We start from the raw sequence: 19048 nt of genomic DNA, 5'->3' as shown, positions 1-19048 counted from the left end.
CAATCACTGCCATAATTGAGGTGCATAAGTAAGGAATTGAGGCTTTGGCAGAAGCTGCTTACTTACATTCAAAATAGTATAGGTGAAAAAATGACTGGCGTAAATATTGAGTTTAATATACAAAATGCGCTTGATGCTATGCTTCATATTGAAGCGGCCATAGATGATACTCAAAGTTTATTTAGTCATATGGGCGAAGTATTACTTGATATTCATGAAGCACGCTTTAATGCCCAAGAATCGCCCGATGGTGTACCGTGGAAAGAACTATCTCCTTGGTATAAAGACTCAAAACCCAAACAAAAAGATAAAATTTTAACGCTAGATGGTAATCTAAGAAGTACGTTGCATTGGCAGATTGAAGGCAATACTTTGTTGTTTGGTACGAACTTAATCTATGGCGCTATCCATCATTTCGGCGGTACAATTAAACCAGTTAAGGGCGTGGTAATTCCAGCACGCCCATGGCTTGGCATTAGCGCCCAAGATAAATTACTATTGGTCGATGTTGTGCGTGAGCACTTGGGTTTTGCTTAAAACGCAATATAACGCGTTTTAAGCCACTTTATTAAAAAAGGCTAATCAGTTTATTTACGAATCGCTTTAATCGTGTTGTAAATGCTTTATAATAAGTTTTTAGTGTATATTCTTTCTATTATTTTGCCACTCTCCTTTCCAAATCATTAAAAAATTATCTGCCCGCGTTCAGATTACCCTTTCCTTAAAATAGATCATGATGCTCTATATCAATTTATTGGAGCATTTTTTATGGCACTTATCCCCGTTTTTAAACCTGGTACGCACACTGCGGTAGATGGTCGAAAAATCACTTTCACTTTAGAGAACTGTATTGATTTAGCAGAAAGCTATGATCCGAGCTTGTCAGAAGCGCCTGCTGTAATCGGTCATCCAAAACTAACTGCACCAGCTTATGCATGGGCAAAATCATTTGAAGTAAAAGATGGTTTGGTTTATGCCAAGTTAGATCAGATTAATCCAGAATTTGCTGAAGCCTATAATGCGGGAAGTTATAAAAAACGTTCACTTTCAATTTATTTGCCGGATTCACCGGGCAATCCTAAACCGGGTCATTATTATGCTCGTCACATCGGTTTTTTAGGTGCAGCAGCTCCTGCTATTAAAGGCTTGCCTGACGCCAGTTTTGCGGAGTCTGAAGGTGAGCAAGGTGCCGCAGAGTTCTCTATGGCTGATGAAGAATTTGATGAGAATTTGATTTCAATTTTATCTAATTTGCGTGACCTGCTGATTGAAAAAGCCGGCATTGCCTGTGCTGACCTATTTTTACCGCAATGGCGCCTTGAATCATTGCGTGCAATATCCGACCGAAAACAAAAGGAGAAAGAAAAAATGCCACACACTTTCAACGCTAGCTTTGCCGAACAACAAGCAGCAATTGACGCTAAAAATGCTGAACTAGCAAAACGTGAACAAGCATTGCTAGAAAAAGAACAAACTAACAAGCGTGCGGAATTTGCCGCCTTTGCTGATGAATTAGTTAAATCTGGCAAATTATTACCAACCCATAAAACTACAGTCGTTGAAGTGTTTATGTCGCTAGGTAGTGAGCCAATTTCGTTTGCTGAAGGTGATGCAACGGTCAACAGTTCACCATCCGATTTAATCAAAAAAGTACTTTCTGAGCGTCCCGCATTTATGGATTTTGCTGAAAAGTCGGGGGCGGATAAAGGTACTAAAGACGGTGATGCTAAACAAGATCCTAAAGTTATTGCTGATTTAGCAAAAAAATATCAACAAGAGCAAGCAGACAAAGGTATCACAGTTTCTATTTCCCAAGCTGTTGAGCATGTAACGAAAGCTAAAAAACAGTAAACAGCAAAAGCAAACAATATTACATGGACTGATTAATTTCAGTCTTATTTTGAATTTTAATTTAGAGGTTTCTCAATATGAATATTCCGGGTTTAACAGTTGCAAAAACAGCAGAAGGTGAAATCAAGCCTCGTGTAATTGTGTGTCATGGTAATGAAGATGGGCTAGCAAAAACTGCAATTGACGGTACTGCATTATTAATCGGTGTATCAACAATTGTCGGTGGTGGTGATGGAGAAGTGTTTGACGTTGTACGCAGCGGATTGGCACAAGTTTTTTATAGCGAAACCATTGCGATTGGTGACCCAATCACTGCAAATGCGGATGGCCGAGCTAAAAAAGCGATGTCAGGTGATTTTATTATTGGCTATGCCGAAGTTGCGGGTAACGTCGATGAATTAGGCTCTATTTGGATTGCACCAAGCAAACAAGCTTAGCCTTTTATTTAACTAATGGTCCATGGTCTTTGATAAACAATTTTATAAATAGGAGTTTTATATGCAACGTCCTTTTCCCGTTGAACCGCAGTTGACTGCAATTGCTATCGCTTACCGTAATAATAAGTTAATTGCCGATGAGGTTTTGCCCCGTGTGCCTGTTTCTAGCACATCATTTAAATGGCTTGAATTTGATTTTTCAGAGCGATTTACTTTGCCTAATACCAAAGTTGGTCGGACGTCACAACCGAATCAAGTTGAGTTTAGTGCCAAAGAAAAAGAAAGCTCAGTTGAAGATTGGGGACTTGATAGCCCTGTCCCTCAAGATGATATTGATACAGCCATTACAGGCTATAACCCACTTGGTCATGCCGTTGAAGCCACGACTGATTTAATTTTGTTAGATCGTGAGGTTCGAGCTGCAAATTTGCTTTTTAATGGTGCAAATTACAACAATAAACAAACATTAACTTCTGCACAGCAATGGAATAATCCTGATAGTGACCCAGTAGCATTAATAACGGATGCATTTGATGCAATGGTTCAGCGTCCAAATATCGGCACACTAGGACGTCGAGTTGCCACAATATTACGTCGTCATCGAAAAATTGTTGCCGCATACCATGGTAATGCGGGTGAAAACGGTCTTGTTCCGCTAGGGTTCTTAGCTGACTTATTAGAGTTAGAAGCCATTTATGTCGGTGATGCATTTTTAAATAGTGCAAAACCAGGTAAATCTCCAGCATTACTTCGTGCTTGGGGCAATAAAGCATCATTCACGGTACGTAATAAATTAGCAAATACTAACGGCGGTGTGACGTTCGGTTATACAGCTCAATTTAAAGATCGTGTTTCGGGTTCGATTGTTGATCCTGATATCGGTTTACGTGGCGGTCAACGTGTTCGAGTTGGTGAGTCAGTCAAAGAGCTCGTTGTAGCTAAAGATGCGGGCTATCTGTTTGAAAATGTTATTCCAGCAAACAGTTAATAATGTGAACAACAACCAACGATAATTTATCGTTGGTTTGGGTAAAGATGATGAATATTCCATACATTACATTGCTAAATTTATCCGAACGTCCAGGACTCATTGAGCTATCGCAATTGGTTGCACAAGATGGTGAAATTCCAGTAGATGCTAATTTGTTGGAAGTCATTATTAATGGTGGTGATGTTTCAAATTGGTTACCTGATGATGTTATTAATGCAAATCGAGCAATCTCACGTATTAATGAATCAATAGCTGATACTGAAGCTGAAATCAATGGTTTTTTGCGTCAGCGTGGGCATAAGCTGCCATTAACTGTTGTGCCTCGATTATTGACAGATTGGGCACGCATTATTGTTCGTTATAAATTGCATCGCAATCGAGTTTCTGATGAAAAAAGCGATCCTATCGTGCGTGATTACAAACAAGTTCTGGGCTTTTTAAAAATGGTAGCTGAAGGGAAATATTCGCTTGGTATTGAAGATATTCTACCCGTCGCAGGCGGTGTTCCGAAACAAACTGGCCCTGTTCGTGTATTTGATATGAACACATTACGGGATTTTGGACTATGAGCAGCGCACCATTTGATGTATCAGTTATTGCTGACAAACTCAAGGTATTACTGCAAGAAAAAAACTTAGTGTTTGTTGGTACTAGTGCTGAGTACAGCAAGTTAACAGATTTAACCAGTGCGCCAACGCCAAGTGCTTATGTTCTGCTTGGTAAAGAAACGCCCAATGATAACCCCGTCGGCACAAGGCAATCTGTCAATGTTAATTTTGGTGTTGTGATTGTAGCTCGTGATTTATCAAGCCACGCGACCAATATTCAAAATGTAAAACAATTGGCAAATCCGGTTATAGGTGCGGTGCGTGATTTGTTGATTGGTAAAACAGTTCAGTTTATTGATGGAGTTCGTCCAGTCACATGGGTTGGTGGGCAAACGTTAGGTTTTCAAAATGGCGTTCTAGTGTGGATTGATTCATTTCAAACCCAGCATTTTATTGGTAGCCGATAAATAGTTTTAGGAGAAAGATATGTCAGATTTATTAATGAGTCTTCAGGGTACGATTAATCTCGCTACTCGTGATACTGCAAGTTTACCAGCCCGCCCTGGTGCATTTCGGCATGTGGGTACGGCTGATTCCTGTGAAATGGAACTAAGTGTTGAAACGGTAACACAAAATGAATCATATACAGGACAACGTCTACAAGTTGGTGAATTAACACTGGGTAAAAGTGGTACGTTAAATCTTACGTTAAAAGATTGGTCAATCGAAAACATTGCGTTAGCGCTTTATGGTGAAAAAATTACTGTTGATGCGGGTATTGTCACTGATGAAAAATTACCTGAAAGTCTGGTAATTGGTGACCGCATCAAATTAGCCCATCCATTTGTTGCCGATGTTGAGTTAAAAATTGCTGATGGAACCATATTAGTATTAGGTACGGATTATGAAATCGAATCAGCTCATGCTGGATTAATCAAGTTACTAACTACACAGGCATTAACAGCAACGGTAGATTATTCATACGCTAAGACTGAAAGCTTGGGCATTTTTACCCGTCAACCACCAGAACGTTGGTTTATGCTCGATGGTATCAATACTGACCGTGAAAATGAACATGTAATTGTGGAGCTATTCCGCGTTAAATTCAACCCAATTTCTAACTTCTCGTTACTACACAATGAGGGATACGGTGAATTACCACTTACTGCCACGGTCTTAGCTGATATGAGTCAAAACAAGGATAGCTCGCTTGGTTATTTTGGCTCATACGTTCAAAAGGCGAAGTAAATTTATTTTATTATGCGGTGATGTGTCACCGCTAATTATTCAACTCTCTAATTTTATTAGTAGGTAAATAACATGGCAGAAAAAGTGACAGCAACAAAAGAAGAATCAAATGATTTAGCAACATTAATGCCGAATCGTGAGATCGTGCTAGCTGGTGAAACAATTACAGTACGTGAATATTCATTTAAAGATGCACTAACAATCGGTAACGAAATTGACCAGTTTGTTGCATTAATTGTGAATGAAATGAACGGTACAAACAAAATCACTATTGAGCAAGCCGACACAATTATTATGGGTAATTTAGAGTTGGTTTATTCGTTAATCAGTACTTCTATTCAAAAACCGATTTCGTTTATTGAAGCGTTGTCATATGAAGATGGTTTGCAATTACTTGATTGGTGGTGGGTTGTTAATTCTCGTTTTTTTATGAACGCGGTAACTCGCAAAATCATTCGGCAAAACGCTGCAAAACAGGCAAATCAGTAAGCTGGAGTGAGGTTTTTACATTATTAATTAAAAATGGACATGATGCGCAGCAGTTACCGCATTACACGCAACGCCAATTACTGCTGTATTACGATGAATTAATTAAGTTACAAAACCGAGAACGAGCTAACCGAATTGAAGATATTTGTGTTGGCTTTAATGGTGGTAAACAAGTTACAAAGTTTGTAAAACAGTTACGCGGAGAGCAATAATAATGGCTAATAACGATATGAATATTGCAATGAAATTCACGGCTGACGTGAATCGTGCTAAAAAAAATATTCATGAAGTGAGTGATGAAGTTAAAGATTCAGCAAAAACCATTCAAGAAGCAAACCGCAAAAACGCTGAAAGTTTCCAAAAATTATTTAATCAACAATCTGAATCATGGAAAAGAGTTCATATTGAATCTTTGTGGGATGATTACATCAAAGAGCAAGAAAAACTTGCTAAGGCGCAAGAGGCAGCGGCAAAAGTTACTAAGGCTCATCAAAAAGAGGTTGAGAAATTAAAATCTGGGTTGGATCAATTATTAGCAAGTATTGATCCAGCAACTAAAGGTTTAAGTCGATTAGATGCATTAGAAAGTAAACTACGTCAATCAAAAAAAGCGGGCGTGATTGATACTGATACGTTTGATGATTATCTTGGGAAAATCAATAACCAACGTGTAGCTCTATCAACGGTTGAAACACTCAATGAAAGTACTAAAAAATTAGATCTGAATACCAGAGGCGCTCGTCGTAGTATCGCCAGTATGTTTAAACAATTAGCAAGTGGTAATTTTGCATCAGCGGGAAATTCATTACTAACAGTTGGTAATATGACGGGACGGTTACCACCATTATTTAGTGCTGCCACATTATCCGTTGGTATTTTTGTTGCTGCCGCTTACAAAATGTCACAAGTGATAAGTACGATAATTTCAGACCAAGGGCGGTTTAATCGTGCATTAATTTCAACAGGTAATTATGCTGGTGCTACAGCTGGTGGGCTTGAGGTGATGTCTCAACGCATCGGTAAAATTAATCATAACTACAGTGAAACACGTGATGTTATTGCGGAACTGGCATCAGGGGGGCGGTTATCAGCAAAATCGATTGAAAATATCGCTACAGCATCAGCATATATGGCACAAGTGACAGGAAAAAATGCACAAGAAGCCGCTCAATCATTTAAAGGTCTTGAAAATTCGGTTACAAGCTGGGCAGTTGACAGTAATAAACAATACCATTGGTTAGATTTAGCCACTTATCAGCGTATTGCCGCACTTGAGGCTCAAGGTGACGCAGAGCAAGCCATTGCGGTTGCCACCGAAAGATATGCTAAAGAGATGGAAGTCAGTGCAAATAAGATGGAGGAACAACTCAATTGGTTAGAAAATGCATGGAAAAATTTTAAAAATGGAGTGAGTGATGTAGGAAATAGATTAAAAAAAGATATTAAATTCAGCCTGGGCTTATCAAACTTAGATGAAGATATTGAAAGGTTAGAAGAAGCCAAAAATCGAGGGTTCCATATTGTGTCCGGTTATGGGGCGATTTCATATAATAAAAATGACGATAAAGCATTACAAGAAAAATATGCAGAACGAGATAAACGGCAACAAGAAGCACAAGAAAAGCATGATACTGATGTCATTAATGAAAAAGCAATCAATGCCCAAAAAGAACTTGACGAGCTTCATAAACAAAATGCAAGCGATGCCGAAAAACAAGCTAAAGCGGTTGATGAATTACGTAAAAAATATGAAGCACTATGGGCCAACGAAAAAGGTCGTAAAGATTTGCAGGCTCAAGGGGTTACATCAAAAGACGGAAAATCATTTTCTGGTGGTCAATATGATAAAGATGTAAAAGAAATTACGGATAAACAACTAAGACAATATAACGAACAATTAAAAAATAAAGTTGCGTTACAAGAAAAAAGTACTGCCCTAGCTAAAGCACTTTATGAAATAGAAAAAGGTCAGTATAAAAATGCCAGCCCAGAGCTCAAAAAAGAGATTATCGCTAATGCAAAATTGGTAGATGAGCAAGAAGCCAAAAAATTGCTAAGTCAATATAATGAACAATTAAAAAATAAGGTCGCATTACAAGAAAAAAGTACTGCCCTAGCTAAAGCACTTTATGAAATAGAAAAAGGTCAGTATAAAAATGCTAGCCCAGAGCTCAAAAAAGAGATTATCGCTAATGCAAAATTGATAGATGCGCACGAAGCAAAGAAAAAAGCAATACAAGAATCAGCCCGAGCGGCAAAATCTGCAGCACGTGAAACAGAGCAATTTATAAAATCGCTGGAATCACAAGCGGATAAGCAGACACAAAAAACATACGCAACTCGGCAAGCGTTAATTGATTCTCAAAAATTAACGGTAGAGCAACGTAATCGAGCTAATGCGGCAAATAATGCAATTACAGCACACGAAAATAAAAAAATAAATGACGAATTACAAAATCAACTCAATTCGCTATTGTTTGATCCTGCCCGCCTTAAAACGGCAGAGATTGATAGATGGTATCAAGCTGTTATAGCACAACTTAAAGCCAATAAAAATATCGAAGGTATTAACTTAATTGACCAGTTGTTACCACTAAAAAAAGCTGAAGCAAATCTTGCCGAAATTTTAGCAAAAGTTCAGCAAGCACAATCACAACAGTCAATTAAAGAACAAAGTATACAAGCACAAGTCACTGCTGGTTTAATTACACAAATTGAAGCACAAAGCCAGTTAGTTGATTTGCACAAGCAAACAGCGCAAGAACTTGCCAAATATTTACCTACTTTGCAAGCTATGACTGAATTACCCGGACAAGCTGGCGAAAATGCCCAAAAAGCGTTGGTAACATTACAACTACAAATTGCTGAACTAAATAAAACCACAGATGCACTGACTAATGCATTTAAAAACGGATTGCAAAGTGGTATTCAAGGTAGTTTAGATAGTTTAGCTAAAGGTACATTTGAATTAAAAGATGCACTGCAAAATCTAGCGCAAAGTATTTTATCGTCGATGGTGCAAGTTGCGACAAAAGGTTTAGCTGATATGGCAATGAATGGACTATCAAATTTAGGTAGTTCGCTATTTGGTACTGCCACTGATGCTGCTGTTGATAATGCAAATGCTGCTGCTTCTGCCGGATTGATGGAAACAGCAATTGCAACAAGTAGCGCGACTGGCGCAGGGTTGATGGGTGAGTCAATATCGATGTCGACAGGTATTGGTGCAGAAACGATTTCAGCATCGATGGTAACAGCCGGAACAACAGCAGGTGAAATTATTAGTGCAGCAATGATTTCAGCATCAAGTGCTAGTGCTGGTGCAAATGCGGGCAGTTCTGCTATAGGCGCGGCAGCAGTAGCTGCAGCAACGGGTGGTTATATAACCGGAGCTGGTACATCAACATCAGATTCTATTCCCGCTAAATTGTCTAATGGTGAATATGTTGTTAATGCAGCATCAGTCAAAAAATATGGTATTGACTATTTACATGCCATCAATACTGGGCGATTGCATCGTTATGCAACCGGTGGACTTGTTAGTAATGTCAATATCCCAAAAGCGCCATTACTTGATGATAACCAACAACGCAAAATCTCCCCAACTGTATTGAGTCCCGTTATTCAGCAAGAACTAGTCATTGATGCGGGTGATATGGTCAGTCGTGGCATCAATAGCGTAACGGGTGGCAGAGCATTTAAAACATTTATTCGAGCAAATAAACAGACAATTAAACAAGATTTGGGGATTTAACTATGGCTTATCAAAGTGGCATTGCAGATAACGAAATTGATTTACTGGATAAATTAAATCTATTTTTAACAACTGATAGTGAATTAGTTAAAACAGGTGATAACTGGACAGAAATTTACAGTGGTGAAACTGCGGCTACAGCAACTATAGCAAAACGAAAATCATATGCATGGAGTGCGCCGGGAGCGACTGCTGGCAATAATATTTATGTTGCGTGTAAAACAGATAATCGCATTTCAAATGATACTTATAATCTTTATTTCTGCGGTGGAACCTACTTTAATGTTGAATTAATCAATCAACCCAATGACATATTTAGCGGTATGTTAAATCGCACACAAGTTGGACTATTTGCTGATAATAATCCATTACATTACTGGTTTTTTGCCAATAATCGTCGATTTATTGTGGTAACAAAAATGACAACTGTTTATTCAAGTTGTTATTGCGGTTTTATGCTGCCCAGCGCATTGCCAAATGAGTATCCGTATCCGCTGGTCATTGCGGGTAGCTGTAATAATGAACTACAACGATATTCCGTTACAACAGATTATTTTGCGTCAATTATCGATCCACGCATCAGTCATTTTTACCTATTTACACCATCTCAAGCGTGGCAACAGTTTTATGGATCTAGCGGTAGTGAAACAAATTTGCTGTATCCTAGGGGGATTGAAAAATTTTATGGTAATAAAATAATCAACATATTAACAGCATCACCCGGTAATTACTCACCGCTATATCCCGTATCGATTGTAGATGTAACAACAGGTGCAACTCAATTTTGGGGGGCGTTAGATGGTGTTTACTGGGTACCAGGGTTAAGCCGAGCGGCAGAGGATACGATTAAAACCGATGATGGACGTGAATTTATTATTTTTCAAAACGGTTTTCGTGTAACGAATGTTGATTTTTTTGCAATTGAAAAAGTATAGGATAGGAGCTCAGCATGGCATATCAAACGGGTAACGCCTCATCAGTCGTGGATTTACTATCAAAATTGGCGAAATTTGCACAATCGGTTCAGGGGTGGGTTGTAGATAAAATTGATACTAAAGCAAAAGAACTGTATTTACATAATGAAAATTGTTTTTGGAGCCTAAAAGTTGCCACATCAAATTCACTCCCCACGTTGTACATTGTTATCAACAATCAGTTTAACGCAAATTTACCCTGGGATAACCAAGCTGGTTCAAGCACTGTTAACGGTAAAGCAAATTTCTATCGCTATTATTTGGGGGCTGGTACCAATTTTCATCATGAACCATTTGCGTCATATACATTTTTAGCAACAGCACAATACATTCATGTTGTTGTACGTGTCGATTCTCGTCGTTTTCGACATTTTGGCATCGGGACAATAAAAAAATGTGGGATTTACAATGGTGGTCATTACGCATATGGAACACATTCAACAAACACGAATGACACTAGTCGCGCATCATATCCGTTTACTAGCAATATGTATTTGTTTATCGGAAATCACGATTCACGCAGCAGTGCCAGCGTCATTAGAGTTGAGGGAAACGATTATTTTTTTGGCGCAAATGAGTCTGGATACGAAGGCGTAGGCTCCATGGGAGTTGGTGATGCAACGATTGAGCGATCGTGGAAACCGCATCCGGACATGATGTTAGTTGACGCGAGTTTATCTCAATTTAATAATTTGATAACGTTGGTGCCCCAATCGATTTATCTGCATTTAGCTAGCAAACAATATCACCGAATCGGTGTAGTTCCTGATTTTTATGTCGCCAGAATTGACAGTGTTGTTCCGGGCACCATTCGTAAAATTAATGGTGAAAAATATTATTGTTGCGCAGCAACAATGTTTCAAACGGTCACAGAAAATGTTCAGGATGAGGATAACAGTTATGACCTAGGCTACGTTTATAGAGTAATTGAGTGATGAGTAACCAACATACAGGATACGTTATTAATAATTTAAAGTTACGTGGTCAACGTAGTTTTGATTTACAACTATATCAGGGGATGGCTCGACTGTCCTCTGTCGTTGACGAAAAAACGGGGCTAGCTACACGTGGCATACCGTTGCAGTTATTCAATGTTCGAAAAGGCTACATTACACAATCATTTTTAAATATTATTTATAACAAGCTCTATATTAACCCGTCTACGATTGATGTCGGCTATGTCAGTAATCAGCGCACTATAGAAGTATCAATTTTCAACGGCTATTTCAGCAGTAAAATTCTGACTGATATTACCTATAGTGAACAAGGGGTCACTGTCAGTAATGTGACGTTACCAGTTTTATTTAGCCGATTAAGCCTAAAAATATTATCAATTGATATTGATAGCCACGGCACGGATAGCATTAACTGTACAATTTCGTTTCATTTTCTAAACGCTGAAACCGTTACATTAGTTGTTAATGGTAATCGTTCCCTACCGCTTTCTCTCTCACCGAATTGGTCGCAAGGTATTACTGAAACATTAGAATGGAAAACCAATATACATCAATCGCAAACAGGGGCAGAACAGCGTGTATCAATGCGATTAACACCCCGTCGCACATTTGAATTTCAAATACTGATCCATCAACATGAACGTCGACAAATTGAAAATATACTATTTCAGAACTATTTAAGCTCGTTTTCATTGCCGATTTATAGTGATATAGCATTACTGGATAGAGAAATCAACCCGGGTGATAAGACAATCTATTTATCAACTATGGGGCGAGATTACCATGTTGGCGGTAATCTAATAGTTATGAATAATAGTAATACGATTGTGGCCAATATTGAGTCAATCACACATTTAAGTATTACACTATCTGAACCAATATATACAGCCGTTTCAAAAGGTGCAAAAGTATTTCCAATTAAATCGGCAAAATTGACTGAACCACCTAAAATTATCAGGCGAACAGATGAATTAGCAACCGCAGAGTTACGATTTTTAGTTGTTGAAAAAAATGACATTAACGTTAATGTTGAGCTACCTATATACAATAATTTTTATGTGCTGGAGCAAGAACCAGATTGGTCAGATGATGTACATGTTTCATATGAATCAATGCGACGTGAAATCGACAATCAAACGGGTATCGTGTACTACTCAGATAGCGCGAGTCGTGTTTTTATTACTCAATCTCATGAATTTTTAATTAATGGCCGTAATAAACAACTTGAACTGCGTGCCTTGTTTTATGCCCTCCGTGGTCGCCAAAAACCAATTTTTGTACCCTCGTTTAGTAATGATTGCAAACTAGTTGATGATGCAACTAGTGAAATTTTAGATATTGAACAAAATAATATGACTGAAACGGATCTCGGCGGACAGTTCTTAAGAATTTTACTGAGTGGTAACCGCATTTTATATCGTGAAATTGTCAACGTAAAAAGCAATAACAACGGACTTCGGTTATTGCTCAATAAAAAGGTTGCATTTATGCGCCAGGAAGTAATCAAAATATCCATAATGCGTCTATGCCGTTTAAATGATGACAAAGTTGTATGGGAGCATTTAACTGATGCTGACGGCACGGCGAGAGTAAACGTTACATTTAGGGAGGTAAGATATGAGTTGGAGTGAGTTTGAGTATTCTGTTGCAAATGGACAACCGTTAACACTGTATGAGTTTAAAAGGCAGAATTTGTATTACCGCTATACAAATGCCGATCGCTCGATAATGGTCAATAATGCTCTGTGGGAAGCGATTGCAATTAGTGATAACGGATTATCAGCAAGCAGTAATAATGTTGAAATTACCTTACCCGTTACGAATAAAGTTGTTTCGTTTTACCGAGGTGTGCCACCGAGTACATCGGTAAAAATTAGAATTTATCGCATGCATTATCATGATAATCAACAAGAGTTACGGGTGGCATGGGTAGGTAATATCACTGAAGTCAAACGTGAAAAAATTGGTGAAGCTAAAATTATCACAACTAATATTGTCAATACATTTGGTCGTCAGGGATTGAGGCTGACCTGGGGTAGAAAGTGCCCCCATGCACTTTATGATAGTAGATGTAAAGTTAAAGCTCGTCATTATGTCATTTCAGGATTAGAGATCACCGCATTAGATGGTAAATCAATTACATTCAATGTACCACAGAGTATTAATAATGGTTACTTTAGCGGTGGCTATATTGAATATGAGTTTGAAGGTCTAACAGAAAGGCGAGGTATTCGCATGCATAACAACAATAATTTAAGTCTGTACGGTGGGACTTATGGCTTAAGTGTAGGCTTGATAATTAATGTATATCCTGGTTGTGATAATACGATTGATACATGTGAAAATAAATTTAATAACCATTTGAATTATGGTGGTTGCCCACACCTGCCCGGCAAATCACCGTATAGCATTACTAAACTATTCTAGGAGGTTAATTATGTGGTGGGCGATTGCGCGTTTTGTTGTTGTACTGGTTGCATCCTATTTTCTAAATCAAGCATTAGCCAAAAAACATAATAATAAGGTTAATGCAGCAACGTTTGATGACTTTGATTATCCCCAGCCAACAGAAGGAACGCCACAGTGTGTGTTTTTTGGTGATTGTTGGACTGCGGATTGGTTTGTGCTGGCGTATGGAAATTATCGTTATGAAGCAATTAGAAAATAGTATATGGATAACTATGGCAGATATTCGCCGAGGCGGTGGTTGTGCGTGGGGGCTACGAGCGTGGTTTAAACACTATGGACTGAGTTTTAACGATTTTATTCAAAATGGTGGGATTGATAGTGCAACGATTTTAAGTACGGGTGATGCATTAGCTATTCGTATTGTTGAACTCGCAAAGCAAGCTAGTGTGCATAAGGGGTAAGTATGGGCAGTAAAAAGAAGAAAACAACAATTGGTTATAAATACTATTTCAGTATTCAGTCGGGGCTGGGGCGTGGACCAATTAATGAGTTAGTTGCCATTACTGCTGATGATAAAACTGTGTTTGCTGGTAAAGCAAATGAAGTCACTGTTAGCAAATCAATTTATATTGATAAGCCGAATTTATTCGGTGGTACTAATGTTGGGGGAGAAGGCGGTATTAAAGGGGTGTTTGAAATTGCAATGGGAGATGCAGATCAGGAGCCAACCAGTCGCGTAAAAAATTTACTGGGCGGTGCGGTGCCAGGGTTCCGTGGCATGGTTACAACATTATATGACGGATTAATTAGTGCATATTCAGCAAGTCCCAAACCGTGGAAATATAGAGTCAGGCGTACAACAAAAGGTTGGTCAAATAACGAGGTCTGGTATCCAGAAAAATGTATCATCATGTTATATGATGATACATCAACAATTCATGAAATAGATAATGAAATAACCGGCAATTTACGGACTATTCACGCAATGAACCCAGCGCATATTTTGATAGAATGTGCGACCAACAATGATTGGGGACGTGGTTTGCAACTGTATGAGGATATTGATTTAGATTCATTTAAAGCCGCTGCTGATATTCTATATAACGAAAAATTCGGTCTGTGTTTTCGTTACAACCGACAAGATGGACTAGATACATTTGTACAGCAGGTGTTAGATCATATAGGCGCAGTCCAATACGCAGATTTATCAACTGGAAAAATTAAACTAAAACTGATTCGTGATAATTACAAAACAGAAGATTTACCATTGTTTAATTACGATAACGGTATTTTAGTTGTACAGGACGATGACAGCAGCGCTGCAGATAATGTACCAAATGAAATTGCGGTTAAATGGTATAATCCAGTCACAAATGAAGATAGTGAAGTTCGGGCACAAAATCTAGGTGCAATTCAAGCTACTGGTTTAATCAGTAGCTCCATTGAATATAAAGCTCTACCGACATTTGAGCTGGCTGCACGTGTTGCACAGCGAGAACTGGAATCTGGAATTGCGGGATTAATTCGTTTAACGATTCAGTTTGATCGCCGTGGTGAAATATTAACTCCTGCTGATTGTTTTCGGGTATCACTGCCAGACAGGGATATCAAAGATATGGTCATGCGGGTGTGCTCTATTAACGAGCACGAAGATGGAATGATTGAAATCACCGCAATTCAGGATGTTTTTGGATTGGCAGATACCGTTTATAATAGTGGCAATCAATCTGGAACAGGAATAGTTCAAGATACAACACCCAGACCAGTTGAAGATTATATGTTATTTGAATCTCCCTATTTTGCAATGAACCAGTTATCAAATCATGATGTTAATAACGAATCAGGCTATATGCTCCTAGTTTCTGCTCAGCCAAATTCACAGTCAATTAATTATTTATTACAAACTACAACTGAAGGTACTGATTTTACAATAAGAGGAACAGGCGACTTTACACCAAGTGCGGTATTAATCAGTAAACGTAAGTTAAGTAAAGTAGATACACAATTAAACGTGATTTTTAACAAAAATATGACAGATGTTTCAATTGGTAGTGCAGCTATCATTGGTAATGAAATTGTTAGAATTGATGCATTTGATGAGTTAAATGGCACCGTAACAATAGCAAGGGGATGTGCAGACACATTACCACAAACTCACAGTAAAGATTCGTTTATCTGGTTTTTTGATGGCCTATTCGAAACGGACGGCATTGAATATTTAAAAGGTGAAGTTGTTTATGTTCAGCAGTTAACACAAACTAATGCTGGAACACTCAGTGCAAATAAAGCTCCTATTCGAGCACTAAAATTTAACGCAAGAGCCGCACGACCATATCCTCCAGCTAATTTACAGGTAAATGGAGTTATTACAGAGACAATAACACTAAAAGAACAAGAAACAATAGTATTAACATGGTTACATCGAAACAAAGAAATACAACAAGATAATCTCATTGCATATAATGAAGGCAAGATTGATAAACCAGAAACCGTTGAATATCATATTGAATATTATTTAGCTGGTGAGCTAAAGAAAACAGTAGTAACAAATGAAAATTCTCACGAACTAGAAATTAATGAAACTGAACATTATGATGAAATTCGGATCTATGCATACGATACAATATCTGAATTAGAGAGTTTACAAAAACACATTTTACAAATTAAAGCTTAATATTTGTAATTTATTTTCATATGATGAAAAATACAGAATAGTTAATTATCACTTAATTTGGGCGTGATTTATCACGCTCGGCATCAGTATAGTCTCGAACGTGTGATGTGTCACGCAAGGCTTCAACGGTTTGAAGCCAAATATCTAATACAGGGTGACCAGGTGAAACAACATCCATAATAATTAATTTACCACCAGGTTTAGTTATGCGATGGAGCTGTCGAATACTTCTGCCGACATCATGCCAGTGATGTGCTGAATAACGGCTGACAACAATATCAAATTGATTATCAGTAAAAGGTGGATATTCCGCATAACCTTGCTTAACGGTTATATTTTGTAAACCGCGCTCTTTCGATGTTTGCGCTACAACCGATAACATTTCATTTGAAAGATCATAGGCTGTAACATGTTTAACATATTTTGCCGCAATAAAACTGACATGACCTGCGCCACATCCCATATCAAGTAGACTTGCCTCGGAATGTGGTATAAGTAGGTTAGATAAATATTCAAGATCAGGCCCTTGAGCATGTACTTTACTGGTTAAATAAGCATTGGCTTGTTCGCCAAACTGCTGTTTTACATTGTCATGATGTGTTGCCATTGTTGATTCTCATTATTGGGCGCAAATAAGCGCCCAAAAGTTAAGCTAAAAATGAAGGGATTTTATGTTCAAAGTCGCTAATCGCTTCTTCATGTTGTAAGGTTAAGCCAATATTATCTAACCCATTTAACAAGCAATGACGTTTAAAAGTATCAATTTTAAATGTATATCGCTTGTCGCCGGCAATAACCACTTCATTGACTAAATCAATGGTAAACTCAATGCCTTCATTGGTTTCGACCATTTTAAACAGCTCATCAACATCGTCTTCGGATAAATTAACCAATAGTAACTGATTGTTAAATGAGTTATTGTAAAAAATATCGGCAAAGCTTGAACCAATGATGGTTTTAAATCCATAATCAGCTAATGCCCAAGGGGCATGTTCACGAGAAGAACCACATCCAAAATTTTCACGTGCTAATAAAATGCTGGCACCTTTATAGCGGGGTTTATTCAAGACAAATTCAGGATTAGGCTGCTTGCCAGCATCATCTAAAAATCGCCATTCATGAAAGGCGTGTTGACCAAATCCAGTACGTGTTACTTTCTGTAAAAACTGTTTTGGAATGATTGCATCAGTATCAACATTAGCCGCGTCCAAAGGAACAACTAATCCGGTATGTTTTGTAAATTTAGCCATGACAAGTCTCCTTAAAACGGTTTGCGAATATCAGTAAAATAACCAGTAATAGCCGCGGCAGCAGCCATAGCAGGGCTGACTAAATGTGTTCTGGCATCCCGCCCTTGGCGCCCTTCAAAATTACGATTACTAGTTGATGCGCAGCGATCCCCTGGTGCTAATTTATCGTCATTCATTGCAAGGCACATTGAACAGCCCGGCAAACGCCATTCAAAACCAGCGTCGATAAAAATTTTATCTAATCCTTCGGCTTCGGCTTGTTTTTTGACAGGACCTGAGCCTGGCACGACTAATGCTTGTACACCCTCTGCCACTTTGCGACCTTTAGCAATTAGCGCTGCTGCACGTAAATCTTCAATTCGCGAATTTGTACATGAGCCAATAAACACTTTATTGATCTTAATATCTGTCATTTTGGTGCCAGCGGTTAATCCCATATAAGTTAATGCGCGCTCTGCGGAATGTTTCTCGATGAGATCAGAGAAACCATCGGGATTGGGTACTGTTGCATCAATGGACGTGACTTGACCCGGATTTGTTCCCCAAGTGACTTGAGGTGCAATATCTTTACCTTCAAGTGTGACCACGGTATCAAACTGCGCACCGTCATCGGTTTTTAGGGTTTTCCAATAGGCAACAGCTTTTTCAAAATCCTCCCCCTTTGGTGAAAATTGACGACCTTTTAAGTACTCAAAAGTCACTTCATCTGGCGCAATAATACCAGCTTTAGCCCCCATCTCGATTGCCATATTGCATAATGTCATGCGGCCTTCCATTGATAATGATTTGATGGCATCACCACAAAACTCAACCACATGCCCAGTACCACCAGCACTGGTAGTTTTACCAATAATCGCTAATATAATATCTTTGGCAGTGATTCCTTCAGCTACTTGACCTTTGACCTCGATTTTCATGGTTTTAGCTCGATCTTGCTTTAAGGTTTGAGTGGCTAGGACATGCTCAACTTCAGAGGTGCCAATCCCAAATGCTAGTGCGCCAAATGCGCCATGTGTTGCGGTATGTGAATCACCACACACAATAGTCATACCGGGTAAAGTCATCCCTTGTTCAGGACCGACCACATGGACAATACCACGTAATGGACTTTGTAAATCATATAACGAAACACCAAACTCTTTGGCATTTTTTGCCAGTTCAGTTAATTGAATGCGGGCCATTTCGCTGCAAGCATTTAAATCATTACTTTTGGTTGAAGTATTATGATCCATGGTCGCAAAAGTTTTATGAGGCTGACGCACTTTACGATTCATTGCACGCAAACCATCAAATGCTTGTGGAGAGGTGACTTCATGCACTAAATGGCGATCGATATATAAAATAGGTGTTTCGTTTGGTGCTTCATAAACGACATGTGCATCATACAATTTTTGATACAGTGTTTTTGACATTGCATATTCCTTATTATTTTTACAACAAGTACTAAAGACTGGGTTTATCGCATTA

18 protein-coding genes and 1 pseudogene are annotated in these 19048 nt (G+C 38.5%); 16 read left to right on the top strand and 3 right to left on the bottom strand.

Annotation, left to right across the window (positions count from 1 at the left end):
• The first annotated feature begins 90 nt into the window (after nucleotides 1-90).
• The 16 genes from A9G22_RS10540 (at nucleotide 91) to A9G22_RS10465 (ending at nucleotide 16331) form a co-directional block, all read left to right on the top strand.
• On the top strand, nucleotides 91-537 hold the full coding sequence (locus A9G22_RS10540; RefSeq protein WP_075508860.1) for a phage virion morphogenesis protein: 447 nt from the start codon (nucleotides 91-93) through the stop codon (nucleotides 535-537).
• 231 nt (nucleotides 538-768) lie between these two features.
• Nucleotides 769-1851 carry a hypothetical protein gene (locus A9G22_RS10535; RefSeq protein WP_075508859.1) on the top strand — a complete coding sequence of 361 codons (1083 nt, stop codon included), beginning with the start codon at nucleotides 769-771 and terminating at the stop codon, nucleotides 1849-1851.
• A 77-nt stretch (nucleotides 1852-1928) separates the two neighbouring features.
• Nucleotides 1929-2288: a hypothetical protein gene (locus A9G22_RS10530; protein WP_075508858.1), complete on the top strand. Its 360-nt coding sequence runs from the start codon at nucleotides 1929-1931 to the stop codon at nucleotides 2286-2288.
• 61 nt (nucleotides 2289-2349) lie between these two features.
• Entirely contained in the window at nucleotides 2350-3276 is a 927-nt protein-coding gene (locus A9G22_RS10525) for a phage capsid protein (RefSeq protein WP_075508857.1), read from the top strand.
• A gap of 50 nt (nucleotides 3277-3326) precedes the next feature.
• Nucleotides 3327-3848: a gp436 family protein gene (locus A9G22_RS10520; protein ID WP_075508856.1), complete on the top strand. Its 522-nt coding sequence runs from the start codon at nucleotides 3327-3329 to the stop codon at nucleotides 3846-3848.
• Complete coding sequence (locus A9G22_RS10515; RefSeq protein WP_075508855.1) at nucleotides 3845-4294, top strand: phage tail terminator protein; 450 nt, start codon at nucleotides 3845-3847, stop codon at nucleotides 4292-4294. The genes A9G22_RS10520 and A9G22_RS10515 overlap by 4 nt, the downstream gene beginning before the upstream one ends.
• 19 nt (nucleotides 4295-4313) lie before the next feature.
• Nucleotides 4314-5075 (top strand): hypothetical protein, encoded by a 762-nt coding sequence (locus A9G22_RS10510; RefSeq protein ID WP_075508854.1) that lies wholly within the window; start codon nucleotides 4314-4316, stop codon nucleotides 5073-5075.
• A 72-nt stretch (nucleotides 5076-5147) separates the two neighbouring features.
• Complete coding sequence (locus tag A9G22_RS10505; RefSeq protein WP_075508853.1) at nucleotides 5148-5564, top strand: DUF6631 family protein; 417 nt, start codon at nucleotides 5148-5150, stop codon at nucleotides 5562-5564.
• A 214-nt stretch (nucleotides 5565-5778) separates the two neighbouring features.
• On the top strand, nucleotides 5779-9318 hold the full coding sequence (locus A9G22_RS10500) for a phage tail length tape measure family protein (protein WP_075508852.1): 3540 nt from the start codon (nucleotides 5779-5781) through the stop codon (nucleotides 9316-9318).
• Nucleotides 9319-9320: 2 nt separating this feature from the next.
• Nucleotides 9321-10253: a hypothetical protein gene (locus A9G22_RS10495; RefSeq protein WP_075508851.1), complete on the top strand. Its 933-nt coding sequence runs from the start codon at nucleotides 9321-9323 to the stop codon at nucleotides 10251-10253.
• A gap of 14 nt (nucleotides 10254-10267) precedes the next feature.
• Nucleotides 10268-11227, top strand: a complete 960-nt coding sequence (locus tag A9G22_RS10490) for a hypothetical protein (protein WP_075508850.1) — start codon at nucleotides 10268-10270, stop codon at nucleotides 11225-11227.
• On the top strand, nucleotides 11227-12879 hold the full coding sequence (locus A9G22_RS10485; RefSeq protein WP_075508849.1) for a hypothetical protein: 1653 nt from the start codon (nucleotides 11227-11229) through the stop codon (nucleotides 12877-12879). Before A9G22_RS10490 ends, A9G22_RS10485 begins: the two co-directional genes overlap by 1 nt.
• Nucleotides 12866-13675, top strand: coding sequence for a phage BR0599 family protein (locus A9G22_RS10480; protein ID WP_075508848.1), 810 nt, complete (start codon nucleotides 12866-12868; stop codon nucleotides 13673-13675). Before A9G22_RS10485 ends, A9G22_RS10480 begins: the two co-directional genes overlap by 14 nt.
• A 10-nt stretch (nucleotides 13676-13685) precedes the next feature.
• Complete coding sequence (locus A9G22_RS10475; RefSeq protein WP_075508847.1) at nucleotides 13686-13916, top strand: hypothetical protein; 231 nt, start codon at nucleotides 13686-13688, stop codon at nucleotides 13914-13916.
• Nucleotides 13897-14118, top strand: a complete 222-nt coding sequence (locus tag A9G22_RS10470; protein ID WP_218058805.1) for a hypothetical protein — start codon at nucleotides 13897-13899, stop codon at nucleotides 14116-14118. Before A9G22_RS10475 ends, A9G22_RS10470 begins: the two co-directional genes overlap by 20 nt.
• A gap of 2 nt (nucleotides 14119-14120) precedes the next feature.
• On the top strand, nucleotides 14121-16331 hold the full coding sequence (locus tag A9G22_RS10465; protein WP_075508846.1) for a phage tail protein: 2211 nt from the start codon (nucleotides 14121-14123) through the stop codon (nucleotides 16329-16331).
• Nucleotides 16332-16407: 76 nt separating this feature from the next.
• Here the strand turns inward: A9G22_RS10465 and A9G22_RS10460 are convergent.
• The 3 genes and pseudogenes from A9G22_RS10460 to leuC form a co-directional block, all read right to left on the bottom strand.
• Nucleotides 16408-16938 (bottom strand): annotated as a pseudogene (locus A9G22_RS10460) (class I SAM-dependent methyltransferase); the annotation flags it as partial.
• 40 nt (nucleotides 16939-16978) lie between these two features.
• Nucleotides 16979-17581 (bottom strand): 3-isopropylmalate dehydratase small subunit, encoded by a 603-nt coding sequence (gene leuD / locus A9G22_RS10455; protein WP_065586933.1) that lies wholly within the window; start codon nucleotides 17579-17581, stop codon nucleotides 16979-16981.
• An 11-nt stretch (nucleotides 17582-17592) separates the two neighbouring features.
• Complete coding sequence (gene leuC, locus A9G22_RS10450) at nucleotides 17593-18993, bottom strand: 3-isopropylmalate dehydratase large subunit (RefSeq protein ID WP_075508844.1); 1401 nt, start codon at nucleotides 18991-18993, stop codon at nucleotides 17593-17595.
• Nucleotides 18994-19048 lie beyond the last annotated feature (55 nt).

It is taken from the genome of Gilliamella sp. App2-1 (assembly GCF_001690255.1).
Lineage (GTDB): Bacteria > Pseudomonadota > Gammaproteobacteria > Enterobacterales > Orbaceae > Gilliamella > Gilliamella apicola_G.
Note: the sequence above shows the minus strand (reverse complement) of the source record. Positions and strands in the feature narration are given on the sequence as shown.

Bases quoted from the DNA above. Each gene is read 5' to 3' on its own strand.
- A9G22_RS10540 (WP_075508860.1), top strand. From the start codon at position 91: ATGACTGGCGTAAATATTGAGTTTAATATACAAAATGCGCTTGATGCT.
- A9G22_RS10535 (WP_075508859.1), top strand. From the start codon at position 769: ATGGCACTTATCCCCGTTTTTAAACCTGGTACGCACACTGCGGTAGAT.
- A9G22_RS10530 (WP_075508858.1), top strand. From the start codon at position 1,929: ATGAATATTCCGGGTTTAACAGTTGCAAAAACAGCAGAAGGTGAAATC.
- A9G22_RS10525 (WP_075508857.1), top strand. From the start codon at position 2,350: ATGCAACGTCCTTTTCCCGTTGAACCGCAGTTGACTGCAATTGCTATC.
- A9G22_RS10520 (WP_075508856.1), top strand. From the start codon at position 3,327: ATGAATATTCCATACATTACATTGCTAAATTTATCCGAACGTCCAGGA.
- A9G22_RS10515 (WP_075508855.1), top strand. From the start codon at position 3,845: ATGAGCAGCGCACCATTTGATGTATCAGTTATTGCTGACAAACTCAAG.
- A9G22_RS10510 (WP_075508854.1), top strand. From the start codon at position 4,314: ATGTCAGATTTATTAATGAGTCTTCAGGGTACGATTAATCTCGCTACT.
- A9G22_RS10505 (WP_075508853.1), top strand. From the start codon at position 5,148: ATGGCAGAAAAAGTGACAGCAACAAAAGAAGAATCAAATGATTTAGCA.
- A9G22_RS10500 (WP_075508852.1), top strand. From the start codon at position 5,779: ATGGCTAATAACGATATGAATATTGCAATGAAATTCACGGCTGACGTG.
- A9G22_RS10495 (WP_075508851.1), top strand. From the start codon at position 9,321: ATGGCTTATCAAAGTGGCATTGCAGATAACGAAATTGATTTACTGGAT.
- A9G22_RS10490 (WP_075508850.1), top strand. From the start codon at position 10,268: ATGGCATATCAAACGGGTAACGCCTCATCAGTCGTGGATTTACTATCA.
- A9G22_RS10485 (WP_075508849.1), top strand. From the start codon at position 11,227: ATGAGTAACCAACATACAGGATACGTTATTAATAATTTAAAGTTACGT.
- A9G22_RS10480 (WP_075508848.1), top strand. From the start codon at position 12,866: ATGAGTTGGAGTGAGTTTGAGTATTCTGTTGCAAATGGACAACCGTTA.
- A9G22_RS10475 (WP_075508847.1), top strand. From the start codon at position 13,686: ATGTGGTGGGCGATTGCGCGTTTTGTTGTTGTACTGGTTGCATCCTAT.
- A9G22_RS10470 (WP_218058805.1), top strand. From the start codon at position 13,897: ATGAAGCAATTAGAAAATAGTATATGGATAACTATGGCAGATATTCGC.
- A9G22_RS10465 (WP_075508846.1), top strand. From the start codon at position 14,121: ATGGGCAGTAAAAAGAAGAAAACAACAATTGGTTATAAATACTATTTC.
- leuD (WP_065586933.1), bottom strand. From the start codon at position 17,581: ATGGCTAAATTTACAAAACATACCGGATTAGTTGTTCCTTTGGACGCG.
- leuC (WP_075508844.1), bottom strand. From the start codon at position 18,993: ATGTCAAAAACACTGTATCAAAAATTGTATGATGCACATGTCGTTTAT.